Origin of the sequence: Brevundimonas aurantiaca (assembly GCF_904830995.1) — a bacterium.
Lineage (GTDB): Bacteria > Pseudomonadota > Alphaproteobacteria > Caulobacterales > Caulobacteraceae > Brevundimonas > Brevundimonas aurantiaca.
On the sequence record NZ_CAJGVD010000001.1, the window covers coordinates 1,754,380 to 1,770,513 of the forward strand.

15 protein-coding genes and 1 tRNA gene are annotated in these 16,134 nt (G+C 67.8%); 7 read left to right on the top strand and 9 right to left on the bottom strand.

The features are described 5' to 3' along the window. Positions 1-15: 15 nt before the first annotated feature. Complete coding sequence (locus tag JMT67_RS08720; protein ID WP_201463242.1) at positions 16-348, top strand: UrcA family protein; 333 nt, start codon at positions 16-18, stop codon at positions 346-348. A 46-nt stretch (positions 349-394) separates the two neighbouring features. Here the strand turns inward: JMT67_RS08720 and JMT67_RS08725 are convergent, their stop codons facing one another. Together JMT67_RS08725 and JMT67_RS08730 are read right to left on the bottom strand one after the other, a co-directional pair. Next, on the bottom strand, positions 395-1,360 hold the full coding sequence (locus JMT67_RS08725; protein ID WP_201463243.1) for a magnesium and cobalt transport protein CorA: 966 nt from the start codon (positions 1,358-1,360) through the stop codon (positions 395-397). 129 nt (positions 1,361-1,489) lie between these two features. After that, the gene (locus JMT67_RS08730; protein WP_201463244.1) at positions 1,490-3,664 is read right to left on the bottom strand and encodes a M3 family metallopeptidase; all 2,175 of its coding nucleotides are present in this window, start codon (positions 3,662-3,664) and stop codon (positions 1,490-1,492) included. A gap of 129 nt (positions 3,665-3,793) precedes the next feature. Between JMT67_RS08730 and JMT67_RS08735 the strand changes: the two genes are divergently transcribed. Next, entirely contained in the window at positions 3,794-4,651 is an 858-nt protein-coding gene (locus tag JMT67_RS08735) for a glutamate racemase (RefSeq protein ID WP_201463245.1), read from the top strand. Positions 4,652-4,661: 10 nt separating this feature from the next. Here the strand turns inward: JMT67_RS08735 and JMT67_RS08740 are convergent, their stop codons facing one another. The 5 genes from JMT67_RS08740 to argH form a co-directional block, all read right to left on the bottom strand. Continuing rightward, a complete protein-coding gene (locus JMT67_RS08740; RefSeq protein WP_201463246.1) occupies positions 4,662-5,660 on the bottom strand; it encodes a cation diffusion facilitator family transporter in 999 nt (332 codons plus the stop codon). An 80-nt stretch (positions 5,661-5,740) separates the two neighbouring features. Beyond that, positions 5,741-6,397 (bottom strand): hypothetical protein, encoded by a 657-nt coding sequence (locus JMT67_RS08745; RefSeq protein ID WP_054764081.1) that lies wholly within the window; start codon positions 6,395-6,397, stop codon positions 5,741-5,743. A gap of 49 nt (positions 6,398-6,446) precedes the next feature. Next, entirely contained in the window at positions 6,447-7,721 is a 1,275-nt protein-coding gene (gene lysA / locus JMT67_RS08750) for a diaminopimelate decarboxylase (RefSeq protein ID WP_201463247.1), read from the bottom strand. A 6-nt stretch (positions 7,722-7,727) separates the two neighbouring features. Continuing rightward, positions 7,728-7,958, bottom strand: a complete 231-nt coding sequence (locus tag JMT67_RS08755) for a hypothetical protein (protein ID WP_201463248.1) — start codon at positions 7,956-7,958, stop codon at positions 7,728-7,730. Next, positions 7,955-9,391: an argininosuccinate lyase gene (gene argH, locus JMT67_RS08760; protein WP_201463249.1), complete on the bottom strand. Its 1,437-nt coding sequence runs from the start codon at positions 9,389-9,391 to the stop codon at positions 7,955-7,957. Before argH ends, JMT67_RS08755 begins: the two co-directional genes overlap by 4 nt. Between argH and JMT67_RS08765 the strand changes: the two genes are divergently transcribed. Next, the gene (locus JMT67_RS08765; protein ID WP_152949008.1) at positions 9,390-10,037 is read left to right on the top strand and encodes a TlpA family protein disulfide reductase; all 648 of its coding nucleotides are present in this window, start codon (positions 9,390-9,392) and stop codon (positions 10,035-10,037) included. The genes argH and JMT67_RS08765 overlap by 2 nt on opposite strands. Positions 10,038-10,050: 13 nt before the next feature. On the opposite strand, the gene JMT67_RS08770 is transcribed toward JMT67_RS08765, so the two are convergent. Both JMT67_RS08770 and JMT67_RS08775 read right to left on the bottom strand, forming a co-directional pair. Then, on the bottom strand, positions 10,051-10,359 hold the full coding sequence (locus tag JMT67_RS08770) for a hypothetical protein (RefSeq protein ID WP_201463250.1): 309 nt from the start codon (positions 10,357-10,359) through the stop codon (positions 10,051-10,053). A gap of 98 nt (positions 10,360-10,457) precedes the next feature. Further along, positions 10,458-10,534, bottom strand: a tRNA-Met gene (locus tag JMT67_RS08775). Between the two features lie 191 nt (positions 10,535-10,725). On the opposite strand from JMT67_RS08775, the gene JMT67_RS08780 reads away from it, so the two are divergent. The 4 genes from JMT67_RS08780 (at position 10,726) to JMT67_RS08795 (ending at position 15,945) form a co-directional block, all read left to right on the top strand. Continuing rightward, positions 10,726-11,961 (top strand): PQQ-dependent sugar dehydrogenase, encoded by a 1,236-nt coding sequence (locus tag JMT67_RS08780; protein ID WP_201463251.1) that lies wholly within the window; start codon positions 10,726-10,728, stop codon positions 11,959-11,961. A gap of 53 nt (positions 11,962-12,014) precedes the next feature. Continuing rightward, complete coding sequence (locus JMT67_RS08785; protein WP_201463252.1) at positions 12,015-12,248, top strand: hypothetical protein; 234 nt, start codon at positions 12,015-12,017, stop codon at positions 12,246-12,248. A gap of 160 nt (positions 12,249-12,408) precedes the next feature. Beyond that, positions 12,409-13,614 carry an acetyl-CoA C-acetyltransferase gene (locus tag JMT67_RS08790; protein WP_201463253.1) on the top strand — a complete coding sequence of 402 codons (1,206 nt, stop codon included), beginning with the start codon at positions 12,409-12,411 and terminating at the stop codon, positions 13,612-13,614. A 138-nt stretch (positions 13,615-13,752) separates the two neighbouring features. Continuing rightward, positions 13,753-15,945 (top strand): 3-hydroxyacyl-CoA dehydrogenase NAD-binding domain-containing protein, encoded by a 2,193-nt coding sequence (locus tag JMT67_RS08795; protein WP_201463254.1) that lies wholly within the window; start codon positions 13,753-13,755, stop codon positions 15,943-15,945. Positions 15,946-16,134 lie beyond the last annotated feature (189 nt).

Consider the following 16,134-nt stretch of genomic DNA (forward strand, 5'->3'; position numbering starts at 1 on the left):
CTAGGAGCTAAAACGATGAAGGTTCTTTCCCCCGTTCTCTTCGCCGTCGCCGTCCTGTCCGCCTCCTCCGCCCTGGCTCAGGACGTCCGGCTCCCCTTCGGCGATCTGGACCTGGCCTCGACGGCCGGCGCCGCCGCCTTCGACGCCCGCGTCCATCAGGCGGCCGAGCGTCTGTGCCGCGACATCAGCTTCACCGCAGGCCAGATCACCAATCGCCGCTCCTGCCGCGCGGCTGTGCGGGCGGAGGCTCTGAGCCGGCTGCCGCGCGTCCGCCGCGTCGAATATGTCCGCGCCTCGCGGGACGCCCGTCCCGTCGTTCGCGCCGCGACCGCGTCCGACGAAGGCTGAACGGCGAACCGGCGAGGGGCGCTGCGTCCCTCGCCGGCGCTCTGCATCACAGCCATCTGGTCCGCTTGAAGGCGACGTAGAGGCCGAGGCAGACCCCGGCGATCACCGCCATGACGGCCGGATAGCCGTAGCGCCAGTGCAGTTCCGGCATGTGTTCGAAATTCATGCCATAGATGCCGGCTATGGCGGTGGGCACGGCCAGCAGCGCCGCCCAGGAGGCGAGCTTGCGGGTGATGACCCCCTGCCTCTGCTGTTCCAGCAGATTGGCGACTTCAAAGACGGACGACAGGATTTCGGTCAGGCCGTTCAGTCGGCTGTTGACCCGTCGAACATGGTCGCCGACGTCGCGGAAATAGGGTCGGACGTCGGGGTCGATACAGGGCAGGTCCAGAGACTGGAGCTTGCCCGCCACCTCCTCCATCGGCCCCAGGATGCGGCGAAACTTCAGCAGTTCGCGGCGAAGGGTGAACAGGCGGCGGATTTCGTTGCGCGACAGAAACGCCTCTAGCGCCCTCTGCTCGATCTCCAGCACGGCGTCCTCGGAATGATCGACGATGGGCACATAGGCGTCGACGATGAAGTCGAGAACGCCGTGGAGCACAAAGTCCGGCCCGGCCCGCAGCTGGGCCGGCGAGGCCTCCAGCTGGGTCCGCAGGGCCGTGTGGGCGCGGTTCGAGCCGTGACGGATGCTGATGACGTGGTCATCCCCCACGAAGACGTGGGTTTCGCCGTACTGGATATGGTCCTCGATCTTTTCCGCCGTCCGAGCGACCACGAACAGTTCGCGCCCATAGACCTCGACCTTGGGCATCTGATGGGCCGACAGGGCGTCCTCGACCGCCAGGGGGTGCAGGTTGAAGCGCCGGACCAGAACCTCGAACTCGGCGTCGGTCGGGTCGTGCAGGCCGATCCAGACGAACTCGCCGGGCTGCAGGGTCAGTCCTTCGCGGGTCAGAGGCGCGGCGCGCTCCCTCTGACCGTCGCGATAGACGTAGGAGGCGACGACGGGCATGGGCGCTTCTTCTTTCTTCGGCAGTCCTCCCGACTTAGGCCAGACCGCGCGCAAACGAAACGGCCGGCGGATCGCTCCGCCGGCCGCAAACGTCATTCAGCCCGTTCGGGCCTCAAACAGGCCCCCGGATCAGGAAACCGGGAAGCCCCGGACCTTCAGCAGAGCCGCCACGTCGGGGTCGCGGCCGCGGAAGGCGCGGTAGGCCTCGGCCCGGTCGGTGGTGTTGCCCGGCGCCAGCATGATCGACTTGAACCGGCCGGCGATGTCCGGATTGAAGACGTCGCCCGACTCCTCGAAATAGGCCCAGGTGTCGGCGTCCATCGTCTCGGACCACAGGTAGCTGTAGTAGCCGGCCGAATAGGCGTCGGACGTGAACAGGTGATTGAACTGCGGCAGGCGGTGCCGCATCACGATCTCCTTGGGCATGCCGATCCGCGTCAGGCTGGCCTTTTCGAAGGCGTCGATGTCGGTCGGCGGCACGGCTTGGGTGTGCAGGTCCATGTCGACGATGGCCGAGGACAGATAGCTGACGGTCGCATAGCCCTGGTTGAAGGTGGACGAGGCCTGGATCTTGTCGACCAGGGCCTGGGGCATGGCTTCGCCCGTCTGATAGTGTTTCAGATAGCCGTCCAGGATCGGCCGGCTCAGCACCCAGTGCTCGTGCACCTGCGACGGATATTCGACGAAGTCGCGCGGGGTGTTGCCGAACGACGGATAGGTCACGTTCGACGAGAAATAGTGCAGGGTGTGGCCGAACTCGTGGAACAGGGTCTCGGCGTCGTCCAGCGAGATCAGCACCGGCTCGCCCGGCTCGGGCTTGGTGAAGTTGTTGTTGTTCGAGCCCAGGATCACCTTGGATCCGTCCAGGGTCGAGAAGGACCGATAGGTGGTCATCCAGGCGCCCGAACGCTTGCCCGGACGGGCGTAGTCGTCAGTGTAATACAGGCCGATCAGCTTGCCGGTGGCCTTGTCGTGCAGCTCATAGACCTCGACGTCCGGCTCGAAGGTCGGAACTGAGCCCTTGGGCAGTTTGGTGAATTTGAAGCCGTACAGACGCTCGGCCATGGCGAAGGAGCCGGCACGGACCGCGTTCAGCTCGAAATAGGGCTTCAGCTGGTTCTGATCCAGGTCGTACTTGGCCTTACGCACCTTCTCGGCGAAGTAGAGATAGTCCCAGGGTTCGATGTCGAAACCGGCGATCGCCTTCATGTCGGCGACCTCTTCGGCGACGCGGGCCTTGGCCGGGGCCCAGACGCGGTCCATCAGATTTTGCGCATTGGCTGGGGTCTTGGCCATGGTGTCCTGCATCCGCAGTTCCGCATGGTTGCGATAGCCCAACAGCTTGGCGCGCTGGTCCCGCAGCTTCACGATCTCGGCGATGGTCGAGTTGGTGTCGTTGGCGTCGCCGTTGTCGCCGCGGTTGACGAACTTCTTCCAGACCTGCTCGCGCAGGGCCCGGTCGTCGGCGAAGGTCAGGAAGGGGTCCACGGCCGAACGGGTGTTCAGAATGGCCCAGCCCTGCAGATTGCGGCTGCGCGCGGCCGAGGCGGCGGCGGCCTTGTTCGAGGCGGGCAGGCCGGCGACGCCGGCTTCGTTGGGGATCAGGGTCCAGCTGTTCTCATCAGCCACCACCTTCTGGCCGAAACGGGTGAAGGCGTTGGAGAGGGCGGTGTTGATCCGGCCCAGCTCGGCCTTGCCGGCCGCGTCCAGATTGGCGCCGGAGCGGATGAAGGCGTCGCGGCGACGTTCGGCCAGACGCTTCTGCTGGGGGCTGAGACCCAGGGCGTCGGCGTTGTCGGCGACGGTCTTGATGCGCTGGAACAGTTTTTCGTTGAAGGTGATCTCGTCCGAGGCGGCCGACAGGATGGGCGACAGTTCGGTGTCGACGGCGTCATAGGCCTCGCCGCCGATGTTGGAGGTCATGACGCCATAGATGTTCGACGCCCGGTCCAGCGGCTCGCCGGCCAGCTCCATCGCCGCCAGGGTGTTGGCGAAGGTGGGCGGTTCGGGATTATTCGCAATGGCCGCGATGTCGGCCCGCTGCAGCTCGATTCCCTCCAGCATGGCTTCGCGCAGCTTGGCCGGCGTCACCTTGTCGAACGGCGGCACGCCGTCATAGGGGCCGGTCCAGGGCTGGAGCAGTTCGGCCTTCGGCGTCGCGCTCGGCAGGACGGCGCGGGCGATGCGCGCCTCTTCCGCGACCGAGACCGGCGAGACCCCGCCCCCGCCGGCGCCGCCCGTCGTTCCACAGGCCGAAAGGGCCATCAGGCTGCCGCCCGCGATGAGAAGCTGGCGTCTGTGCATCGAATGCTCCGTAGGAAAACCATTTCGACCGTACACTTAGGCGCACATGGATCGCGCGTCACCTGACAGAGACGCAATCTTCTCGCCGATCGGGTTGGATACGTCGTCGCACTGTTCTAAAGCGCGCCTATGGCTATTGGCGTTTTCGACTCCGGCGTGGGCGGCCTGACCGTCCATCGTGAACTGACGCGGCGGTTCCCGCAGCGCGACTTCGTCTATCTGGCGGACCAGGCCCACGCCCCCTACGGCGGGCGGGGCGGCGAGGAGATCGTCGATCTGACCAGGGCCGGGTGCGAGCGGCTGTTCGAGGCCGGCGCCTCGGTCGTGGTCCTGGCCTGCAACACCGCCAGCGCCATCGCCCTGCGCCGCCTGCAACAGACCTGGATCCCCGGCCTGCGCGAACGGCTGGGCCGACCTGTGAACGTGCTGGGCATCATCGTGCCCACCATCGAGGCTGCGACGGGCCTGCCCTGGAGTTTCGAGGCCGAACGCCCCCAGGAGGGCGAAAAGATTCAGGCGGTGGACATCACCGGTGTCTTCTGCACCGCCGCCACCGCCATCAGCCGCGTGTTCGAGATCGAGATCGACAAACGGCGCGAGGACATCGCCGTCTTCTGCGAACCCTGCCCCGGCCTGGCCGGCCTGATCGAACTGGGCGCCCCGGTCGAAGAACTGACGGTGGTGGTGAAGGATCATGTCGACGCCCTGCGCCGCCGCATCGGCCGCCACCCGGACAAGGCCATATTGGGCTGCACCCACTATGAGATTATCGCCGAACTGTTCGCTGAGGCCCTGCCGGCGGGTACGGCGCTGATCGAACAGCCGACGGCGGTGGCCGACGCCCTGGACCGCTATTTCGCCCGCCATCCCGAATACGCCCTGGGCGACGGCGGCCGCCGCGACTTCCTGACCACCGGCCAGGCCGGGCCTCAGTCGGACCTGATCGCCCGCTTCTGGGGCGCCCCGCTGACCTTCGATCAGGCTTAAGCGCAGCGGCTCAACACCCCGGACAGTCCGGCAGGGGTTCGTTCTCCAGCTGGAGCGTCGTGTGGCGGATCGCATGGCGTCGCGCCACCGCCTGGGCCTCTCGCAGAAGCATGTCGCCGTCCGTCCGGTCGTGGACCAGGTGGGCCGTCAGGGCGGTCTCGGTCGTGGACAGGGCCCAGACGTGCAGGTCGTGCACCGCGCGCACGCCCGGCAGGGCGCACAGTCCCTGTTCCAGCGCCGTCATGTCGACGTCGTCCGGCGCCCCGTCCATCGCCAGATGGACCGAGTCCTTCAGCAGGCCCCAGGTCGACCACAGGATGACGGCGACGATGACCAGGCTGACGATCGGATCGACCACGGACCAGCCGGTCAGCAGAATCACACCCCCCGCGAGGACGACGCCCAAGGACACTCCCGCGTCGGCCATCATGTGCAGATAGGCGCCGCGCGCGTTCAGATCGTGCTGGGACTTCATGAACAACAGGGCCGTGCCCAGATTGATGATGAAGCCGACGGCGGCCACCGCCATGATGACGCCCGAGCCGACCGGCGCCGGTTCCGCAAACCGCCGCACGGCCTCGAAGGCGATGGCGCCGCAGGCGAAGATCAGCAGCACGGCGTTGGCCAGGGCCGCCAGGACCGTCGCCTTGCCGAAACCGTAGGTGCTCCGTCCGCCCGCCGCCCCGTGCGCCCCGCGCCGCGCCAGCCAGGCCGCCCCGCCGGCCATGGCCAGGCCCAGGACATCCGACAGATTATGGCCGGCGTCGGCCAGGAGAGCGGTGGAATCCGCGATCAGCCCGGCCGCGAATTCGCAGACCACAAAGGCCAGATTGACCGCCAGGCCGACGGCGTAGCGCCAGTCTCCTGTGTCCACAGGGCCATGGGCGTGCCCATGGCCGTGATGGTGATGATGACGCCCCCCGTGCGCGTGGTGATGACCGTCGTGCGCATGATTATGGTCGTGATCATGGTCGTGGTGGGCGGAGGGACTTCCGGGCTGGGCTGTCATGGCTCTCGCCTATACGCCAATTCCGCAAACAGCGAAGCTGCTACATGATAACGCTTTGAATGTTATCATGTAATATCCCATCAATGCTGATGCAGCGCGACCAGCAGCCCCAGGCCGATCAGGGCCAGGCCCAGCACCGCGCCTTCATAGCGCGCCCATCGCTCCAGCCGCAGGATTGAGGCGCCCGCACTGGCCAGGGCCGTGAAGACGGCCATGCCGGCGATGGTGCCCAGGGCGAAGATCAGGGTCAGCAGGGCCAGGGCCGTCATCCCCTCCGAGGCCGAAGACAGATAGATGGGCAAGAGGACCTCGCCCGGGGACACGGCCATCATCGCCACCAGACCCAGGAAGGCCGCCTTGTCCGATACGGCGGGGGCGGCGATTTCCAACGCGGGGCCGCCCGCCACGGCCGGGCGTTTCAGCGTGGCCCGCGCCAGATAGAAGGCGCCGAACAGGAACAGCAGGACGGCGGCCAGATGCGGCAGCAGACCCTCCACCCAGCGCTCCAGCGCCAGGCCCGCCGCCACGATCAGTCCGCCGACCAGGGCGGTGGTGGCGATATGGGCCAGGCCGGCGACGGCCACCACCGCCAGCACCCGCGACGCGCGCCAGCCCTGCGCCCGCCCCACCAGGGTGAAGGGCAGCCAGTGGGTCGGGAGGGCCGCATGCAGGAAGGCCGCGACGAAGCCGCCCCCCAGGAGAGACAGCAGGACAGGCGGGTCGGACGGCGGGGACATGACCGGCCCTATAGCTTGTTACTTTATAACAGTCGAGCCCGAATCGCCCCTACAGCCAGTCGGCGAAAGGCTCGCGGTCCAGCATCTCCTCATAGGTGGGGCGGGGGCGAATCACGGCCCACTGTTCGCCGTCCACCAGAACCTCGGGGACCAGGGGCCGGCTGTTGTACTCGCTGGCCATGACGGCCCCATAGGCGCCGGCGCCGGTGAAGACCACCAGATCCTCGGGCTCCAGCGGCGGCAGGAGCCGCTCGCGGGCGAAGGTGTCGCCGGTCTCGCACACGGGGCCGACCACATCATAGGGCCGGGCCGCGCCGGGCCGGGGATTGACCGGGCGGATGTCGTGATAGGCGTCATAGAGGGCCGGGCGCATCAGATCGTTCATCGCCGCATCCAGCACCAGGAACCGGCGGCCGTCCGAGCGTTCATTCACCTGGATCACCTGGCTCAGCAGCACCCCGGCGTTGGCGGCCAGAAGACGGCCCGGCTCGAAGGCCGCCTCGACCTCCAGCCCCGCCAGGACGCGGGCCGCCATGGCGACATAGTCGGCCGGCGACGGCGGTTCCGTTCCCCCGGCGTAGGGCACGCCCAGGCCGCCGCCCAGGTCGAGCCGGGTCACGGCGTGGCCCTGGCGTCTCAGCTCGCGGGTCATGTCGGCCAGGATCGTGAAGGCCGCCTCCAGCGGCGCCAGGTCGGTGATCTGGCTGCCGATATGACAGGCCAGGCCCACGGGCGTGGCGTGGGGCGAGGCCGAGGCGCGGGCGTAGAGCGCCATCGCCTCCTCGACCGGAACGCCGAACTTGTCGCCCTTGCCGCCCGTCGTGATCTTGGCGTGGCCGCCGGCCCCGACGTTCGGATTGACCCGCACGGCGACGGCCGGGGCGGCCTGCATCAGGGCGGCGACGGCGATCAGCCGGTCCAGTTCGGCCCCGGACTCGATATTGATCTGGCGCACCCCGATGCTGATGGCGAAGGCGATCTCCATGTCGGTCTTGCCGACGCCGGAGAAGATGATCTTGTCGGCCGGCACCCCGGCGGCCAAGGCCCGGCGGATCTCCCCTTCCGAAACCGTATCGGCCCCCGAACCCAGCCGGGCCAGGGTCGCCAGGACCGAAAGGTTGGAGTTGGCCTTGACCGCAAAGGCGATCAGGGCCTCGCCCAGGGCGTCGCGGTGCGCGTCGGCGGCGGCGCGCAGCAGGCCATAGTGCCGCTTCAGCGTCGCGGTCGAATAGACATAGACGGGCGTGCCCACCTCGTCGGCGATCAGCTCCAGCGGCGCGCCCTCGGCGTGCAAGGCGCCGTTCTTGAGATCGAAATGGTGCAAGGCGGCCTAGCGGGGGTCGTTGGCGGCGGGATTGGCGCCGAAGGGATTGGAGGGGCCGCCGTCGATCGGCACGCTGCTGGACGGCCGGTTGATGGTCGCCGGCTCGGGCAGGCTGGGGGCGCGGCTGCTGCGGGGCGCTCGCTCGGTCTCGCGCCTGGGCGATTCCAGATCGGCCATACGACCGCAGCCGGCGACCGACAGGGCGAGCAGGCCCGCGAGGATCAGGGTCTTCTTCATAAGCGGGCTCTCCAGTCGGCGATACGCGCGCGGACCTGTTCCGGCGCGGTGCCGCCATAGCTCTGACGGCTCCGGCACGAAGCCTCGGCGGTCAGCACCTTGTAAACCGCTTCCGTGATCCCCGGCTCGAGTTTCTGCATTTCTTCCAGCGGCAGTTGCGACAGGTCCACGCCCAGGGCTTCCGCCTGTTTCACCGCCGCGCCCGTGACGTGGTGCGCCTTGCGGAAGGGCAGGTTCAGTTCGCGCACCAGCCAGTCGGCCAGGTCCGTCGCGGTCGAGAAGCCGGCGCCGGCTGCGGCCGCCATCCGTTCGGTATTGGGCCGCAAGGCCGAGACCATGGCGGTCATGGCGACCAGGGCTAGGTCCAGGGCGTCGAACGCCTCGAACACCGGCGGCTTGTCCTCCTGCATGTCCTTGGAATAGGCCAGCGGCAGGCCCTTCATTACGGTGGACAGGGCGACCAGCGACCCCATGATCCGACCGGTCTTGGCGCGCACCAGTTCGGCGGCGTCGGGATTGCGCTTCTGCGGCATGATCGACGAACCGGTGGTCAGGTCGTCGGGCAGGGTGGCGAAGCCGAACATCGGCGTCATCCAGACCACGATCTCTTCCGCCAGGCGCGACAGGTGGCCCGCCGTGATCGAGGCGGCGGCCAGGCTTTCCAGGGCGAAGTCGCGGTCCGAGACGGCGTCCAGCGAGTTCGCCATCGGCCGGTCGAAACCCAGTTCCGCCGCCGTCATATGGCGGTCGATCGGGAAGGGCGAACCGGCGAGCGCCGCGGCGCCCAGGGGGCTTTCGTTCATCCGCGTCCGGGCGTCGGCGAACCGGCCCGCGTCGCGGCCGAACATTTCGACATAGGCCATCAGATGATGGCCCAGGGTCACAGGCTGGGCGGTCTGCAGATGGGTGAAGCCGGGCATCAGGTCGGCCGCATGCTGTTCGGCCCGGTCCAGAAGCGCGGCCTGCAAGGCCTTCAGCTGGGCGATCGAGCGGTCGCAGGCGTCGCGGACCCACAGGCGGAAGTCCAGGGCCACCTGGTCGTTGCGGCTGCGGGCGGTGTGCAGCCGGCCCGACGGCTCGCCGATCAGCTCGGACAGCCGGGCCTCCACATTCATGTGGATGTCCTCATACTGGTCGCGGAAGGGGAAGGTCCCGTTCAGGATCTCGGTCTCGACGGCGTCCAGCCCGCCCAGAATGGCCTCGGCGTCCGCCGTCTGGATCACGCCCTGCTGGGCCAGCATCCGACAATGGGCGCGCGATCCGGCCAGATCCTGACGCCACAGACGCCGGTCCACCCCGATGGAGACGTTGATCGCCTGCATGATCTCGGCGGGCCGCGACGAAAAGCGGCCGCCCCACATGTCTTGACCTGCGGGCTTCGCCGGGGCCTTAGAAGCATCGACTTGGGCGGTATTGGAGGCGGCGTCGGTCATGAGTGGCTCGAGAAAGGCGATCTGGGCGGTCGTCGGCGCTCTGGTGCTGATCAGCACGCTCGCCGGCGCCGGCGGCTTGGCGATGTCGCTATACGCCAATCATAGGCAGAAGGCGCAACCCCAGACGACGCCCGTCGCAAAAAGCGATCTGGCCCGGTTCGCCGTCGGACCGCTGGCGGCGCTCCAGACGCCGTCCGAACTGAAGCCTGCGCCCGAATATATGTTCCGCGACCGCAACGGCACGGCCGTGCGGTTCTCGGCCTTCAAGGGCAAGGTGGTGGTCGTCAATCTATGGGCCATGTGGTGCGCCCCCTGCCGCACCGAAATGCCCACCCTGGCGGCCCTGGCCCGGTCCTATCAGACCAACGAGGACCTGATCGTCCTGCCGATCAATGTCGACGCCACCGCCGACGCCCTGGCCGACGCCAGGAGCTTCATCGACGTGCACGAGCCTCTGCCGCTGTACAGCGACATCCGCTTCCAACTGCCGTTCGAGTTTCCGGGCAAGGGCAAGATGCCCCAGACCGTCTTCCTGGATCGCGAAGGCCGCATCCGCGCGATCTTTGCGGGCGAGGCCGACTGGAACAGTCCCGAGGCCCACGCCCTGATCGACGCCCTGCTGGCGGAAGGCGCGCCCGCCGCCTGATCGGGGCGGAGCCTCAGTTTTCGTCGGGCACGCGCCGGTCGGTCGCCGGATCCACGGCGCCCGGCCGACCTTCGGCGGCGGCCTCGGCCTGGTTTTCCTCCAGCTTGTCGGCGACCTTGCCGGCCCCGCTCTCGACCGCTTGAGCCGCCTTCATGGCGCCGGATTCGATCACTTCTCCGGCCTGGGACGCCGCCTCGGCGGTGTTGTCGGCGGCCGCCTCGGCATGGGCCTCGGTCTTTTCCTGCTCCGCCTGGGTGCAGGCGGCGGCGGTGAGGGCGAAGGCGGCGGCGACGGTCAGCAGCATCGACTTGCGGATGGTCATGCGAATTCTCCGGTCAAGGTTGTCCGCCGGTGAACGCCGCAGGGGCGTACCGGTTGCGCCTGTGGCCGAACCGTCGATGTCGGAGAACAAGGGGAAGGTGGTGACTGGAGGCGGGATCGAACCGCCGACCTGTGGGTTATGAATCCACCGCTCTAACCATCTGAGCTACCCAGTCGTATCCCGCATCCGGGCCTTCGCGAGGCCTGGGCCAGCGCGAAAGAGGCGTGCCTATATCGCCGTCGCGCGCGCGGTTCAAGTCGTGTCGATGCAGATCGTGCGGCGATAGGGCGCAAGACGGGGCAGGAGCGGACAGATAACGCTGGGGTTTCTTCGTTACCGACGCCCCCAACCCGCCCGGAGCCGCCCATGCGCCCCATCGCCCTCGCCGCCTCGACCGCCCTGCTCGTCCTCGCCGCCGCCTGCGGCGCGAACGGAGAGACCGCCTCCGCATCCGGCCAGTCGGGCGCCCCGCTGGAGACCCGGCCCGCCAACAATCCCGACCAGCAGCCCGCCTTCCCCGGCCAGACCCGGGCGCCGGGGGTGAAGACCGAACAGGCGATGCGCCACAGCGTGGTCGCCTCGGGCTTGTCGCATCCCTGGGGCTTGGCCCTGATGCCCGACGGGCGCTGGCTGGTGACGGAAAAGCCCGGCCGGCTGCGGATAATCACGGCCCAGGGCCAAGTCGGCGAACCGGTCCAGGGCCTGCCCCGCGTCGATGCGCGCGGCCAGGGCGGCCTGCTGGACGTCGTCGTCAGCCCCGGCTTCGCCCAGGACCGTCTGATCTACTGGAGCTATGCGGAGCCTCGGGACGGCGGCAACGCCACCTCGGTCGCACGGGGGCGGCTGTCCGACGACGGCGCGCGGGTGGACAATGTCCAGGTCGTCTTCCGCGCCCTGCCCGCCTATGACGGCGACAAACATTTCGGCTCGTCCCTGGCCTTTGCGCCGGACGGCAAGCTGTTCATCACCCTGGGTGAACGCTCCGACCGGCCGATGCGGCCCCAGGCCCAGGATCTGGGCTCGCACATGGGCAAGACCATCCGCATCAACGCCGACGGCACGGTTCCCCAGGACAATCCCTTCGTCGGCCGCGCCGGCGCCCTGCCCGAGATCTGGAGCCTGGGCCACCGCAACGTCCAGGGGATCGCCGTCCAGCCCGGCACGGGCGCGATCTGGACCATCGAGCACGGGACGCGCGGCGGCGACGAGGTCAATCTGGACAGGGCGGGCCTGAACTACGGCTGGCCCGACGCGGCTTACGGCGTCGAATATGCGGGCGGCGCGATCAACAGCGGCGCGACCCAGAAGGCCGGCACGGAACAGCCCGTCTATTATTGGGATCCGGTCATCGCGCCGGGTGGGGCGGTCTTCTACCAGGGCGCCATGTTCCCGGCCTGGGACGGCGATCTGCTGGTCACCGCGCTGAAGGAGAAGCATATCGCCCGGCTGGTGATCGAAAATGATCGCGTCGTCGGGGAAGAGCGGCTGCTGACCGACCTGGGCGAGCGTGTGCGCGACGTGGCGATCGGCCCAGACGGCGCCGTCTGGGCGATCACCGACGAGAACGACGGAAAATTGGTCCGACTGGCTGCGGCCGAGTAGTCTTTAGCGAAGCGCGGGCCCGCCCCTGCGGGCCTCGCCCATAGGAGAATGCCATGCGCCACGCCACATCCTGCATCTGGGCGGCGACCCTGGTCGCCCTGCCTTTGATCGCCGCCTGCGCCTCGACCGGCGTCGAAAACCGCTACCAGACCGAGTTGGACGCCCTGGAGGCGCGCTGTACGGCGCGGCAGGGGATATTGGTCACCACGGGTCTGCAGACCGGCCGTCCAGAGACCGACTACGCCTGCCGGATCAGCGGCGTCGCCACCCGAATCCCCGGCGACTGACGGCTGGGGCGCCGCGCCTCGACCGCCTCACGCGCCTTGTTACTTGACGTTGACGTAAACGTAGGGTTCTTGGCGACCAAGCTTTGATCCTACCCGGCCATAAGCCGCGCCGCCCTTTCCGGGCGACGTCGCTCCGGCCCAAAGATGGAGACTCCCTGTCATGGCTGACGCCTATATCTACGACGCCGTCCGCACCCCCCGCGGCAAGGGCAAGAAGGACGGCTCGTTGCACGAGATCACCGGCCTCAGCCTGGCGACCCAGGTCCTGGAGGCCCTGCGCGACCGCAACGACCTGGACACCTCCAAGGTGGATGACGTCATCCTGGGCTGCGTCACGCCCGTGGGCGAACTGGGCGCCGACATCGCCCGCACCGCCGTTCTGTCCGCCGGCTGGTCGCAATATACGGCCGGGGTTCAAGTGAACCGCTTCTGCGCCTCGGGCCTGGAAGCCGTGAACATGGCCGCTGCCAAGGTGAAGTCGGGCGAGTCCGACTTCGCCGTCGGCGGCGGGGTCGAGGTCATGAGCCGCGTGCCCATGGGTTCGGACATGGGCGCCTGGCCGACCGATCCTTCGTCGGCCTTCCCGACCTATTTCGTGCCCCAGGGCGTCTCGGCTGACATGATCGCGACCAAGTACGGCTTCAGCCGCGACGACGTGGACGCCTATTCGGTCGAAAGCCACAAGCGCGCCGCCCGCTCCTGGGCCGAGGGCCGGTTCAACAAGTCGGTCATCGCCGTGAAGGATCAGCTGGGCCTGACCATTCTGGACCGCGACGAGACCATTCGTCCGAACACGGACATGCAGACCCTGGGCGGACTGAACCCCTCCTTCACCATGATGGGCGAAATGGCCTTCGACAGCGTGATCAACCAGCGCTATCCCGAGGTCGAGCGGGTCAACCACGTCCACACCCCCGGCAACTCCTCCGGCATCGTCGATGGTTCGGCGGGCGTGCTGATCGGTTCGCTTGAGGCCGGCCGGGCCCTGGGGCTGAAGCCGCGCGCCAAGATCCTGGGCGGCGCCTCGATCGGCTCGGAACCGTCGATCATGCTGACCGGACCCGAATATGTGTCCAAGAAGCTGCTCGGCAAGCTGGGCATGACGACCGACGACATCGACCTGTGGGAGCTGAACGAGGCCTTCGCCGCCGTGGTGCTGCGCTACATGCAGGCCATGAACATCCCGCACGACAAGATGAACGTCTGCGGCGGCGCCATCGCCATGGGCCACCCCCTGGGGGCCACCGGCGCCATCATCACGGGCACGGTGCTGGACGAGCTGGAGCGCTCGAACAAATCGACGGCCCTGATCACCCTGTGCATCGGCGGGGGCAGGGGCCCCGCCACCGTCATCGAACGCGTCTGATCCATTGCCCCCCCGTGGGGGGAGCTGTCAGCGAAGCTGACTGAGGGGGGCGAACCCATCGCCGGCGTCGGCGGCGGCCCCCTCCACCGCTTCGCGGTCCCCCTCCCCCGCTGGGGGAGGATCTGAGGAAGAGAGATTATGGAAAACTTCAAGATCGACATCGACGCCGACGGCATCGCCGTCATCGCCTTCGACGTGCCGGGCCGTTCGATGAACACCCTGACCAGCGCGGTGATGAAGGAGATCCCGGAACTGGTCGAACGGATCAAGACCGACGAAACCATCAAGGGCGCCGTCATCACCTCGGGCAAGGCCTCGGGCTTCTGCGCCGGCGCGGACCTGGGCGACATGGCGGGCGGCGTGCTTTCCGGCGGCGGCGACCTGCAGAAGGCCTTCGACGCCGGCTGGGCGCTGAACGGCGCCTTCCGCGCGCTCGAGACCTGCGGCAAGCCGGTGGCGGCGGCGATCAACGGCCTGGCCCTGGGCGGCGGGCTGGAGTTCACCCTCGCCTGCCACTACCGCGTGGTCGAGAACGACAACAAGATCCAGCTGGGCCTGCCCGAGATCAAGGTCGGCCTCTTCCCCGGCGGCGGCGGCACCCAGCGCCTGACGCGCCTGGTGGGCGTTCAGAACGCCATGATGGCCATGAGCGAGGGCAAGTCCTTCCGCCCGAACGACGCCAAGGGCGCCGGCATCGTCCATGAGGTGGTCGAAAAGGGCCAAGCGGTCGAGGCGGCCAAGGCCTGGATCAAGAACGGCGGCAAGGCCGTCCAGCCCTGGGACGACAAGTCCTTCAAACTGCCCGGCGGCGGCCCCTATCACCCGGCCGGCATCCAGAACTTCATGGTCGGCAACGCCATGCTGCGCAAACAGTCCTATGGCAACTATCCGGCCGTGGTGAACCTGATGAAGGCCGTCTACGAGGGAACCCAGGTTCCGATGGACGCGGCCCTGCGGATCGAGACCCGCTATTTCATCAAGACCCTGATGACGCCCCAGGCCCAGGCGATGATTCGATCGCTGTTCCTGTCCAAACAGGAGCTGGACAAGGGCGCCGTGCGTCCCGCGGGCGTGCCCAAGTCGGACCCGAAGAAGGTCTCGGTCCTGGGCGCGGGCATGATGGGCGCCGGCATCGCCTATGTGCAGGTCATGGCCGGCATCGAGACCGTGCTGATCGACCAGACCCAGGAAGCCGCCGACAAGGGCAAGGCCCATGTCGAGGAGCTGTTGAAGAAGCGTCTGTCGCGCGGTCAGATGACCCAGGAGAAGTATGACGCCACCCTGGCCCTGGTCACGGCGACGACCGACTATGACCACATCAAGGGGTCGGACCTTGTGATCGAGGCGGTGTTCGAAAACCGCGAGATCAAGGCCGACGTGACCAAGCGGGCCGAGGCCCAGCTGGTCGAAGGCGCCGTCTTCGGCTCCAACACCTCGACCCTGCCGATCACCGGCCTGGCCGAGGCCAGCGTGCGGCCCGAGGACTTCATCGGCATCCACTTCTTCTCGCCGGTCGACAAGATGATGCTGGTCGAGATCATCCTGGGCGAGAAGACGGGTCAGGCCGCCATCGCCAAGGCGCTGGACTATGTGCTGAAGATCAAGAAGACGCCGATCGTGGTCAACGACTCGCGCGGCTTCTACACCTCGCGCTGCTTCTCCACCTTCCTGATGGAAGGCATGGCCATGCTGGAGGAGGGTTACGGCCCGGCCCTGATCGACAATGTCGGGCGGATGACCGGCATGCCGCGCGGCCCGCTGGAGATGCACGACGACGTCGCCCTGGACCTGTCCTACAAGATCGCCAAACAGACGGCGCTGGACCTGGGCGACAAATACGTCCCGACCGAAGGCGCCGACATTGTCGCCAAGATGGTCGAGGGCGGACGCTACGGCCGCAAGAACGGCAAGGGCTTCTACGACTATGATCAGAAGCCCAAGACGATCTGGAAGGGGCTGAGCGAGCTGGCGCCGACCACCAAGGGCATCGATGCGCCCGAGGAGGCGACCGCCTTCGCCCAGATCGACGAGCTGAAGACCCGCCTGCTGTACCGCCAGGCCGTCGAGGTCGCCCGCTGCTGGGAAGAGGGCGTCATCGACGACCCGCGCGAGGCCGACCTGGGCGCCATCCTGGGCTGGGGCTTCGCGCCCTGGACCGGCGGCCCGATCAGCATGATCGACGGCATCGGCCTGGCCAAGTTCGTCGAAACGGCGGATCGCCTGGCCGCGACCTATGGCGACCGGTTCAAGGTCCCGGACCTGCTGCGCGACATGGCCGCCAAGAACGAGACCTTCTACGGCCGGTTCGCCCCGGAGAAGGCCGCCGCCTGATTGGCTGCGGAAAGTGTGAGTAAGGAACGGGCGGCCTTCGGGCCGCCCGTTTTGGTTTGGGGCTGCCCTCTTCTTTCGTCATTCCGGGCGAAGCGCAGCGGAGACCCGGAACCCAGCGGCGCGCGTGAGCGCGAACCTGTCACGGACTCGATCTTCAGGCGTTGTGCGGCGGATAGATTTCGCCTGACG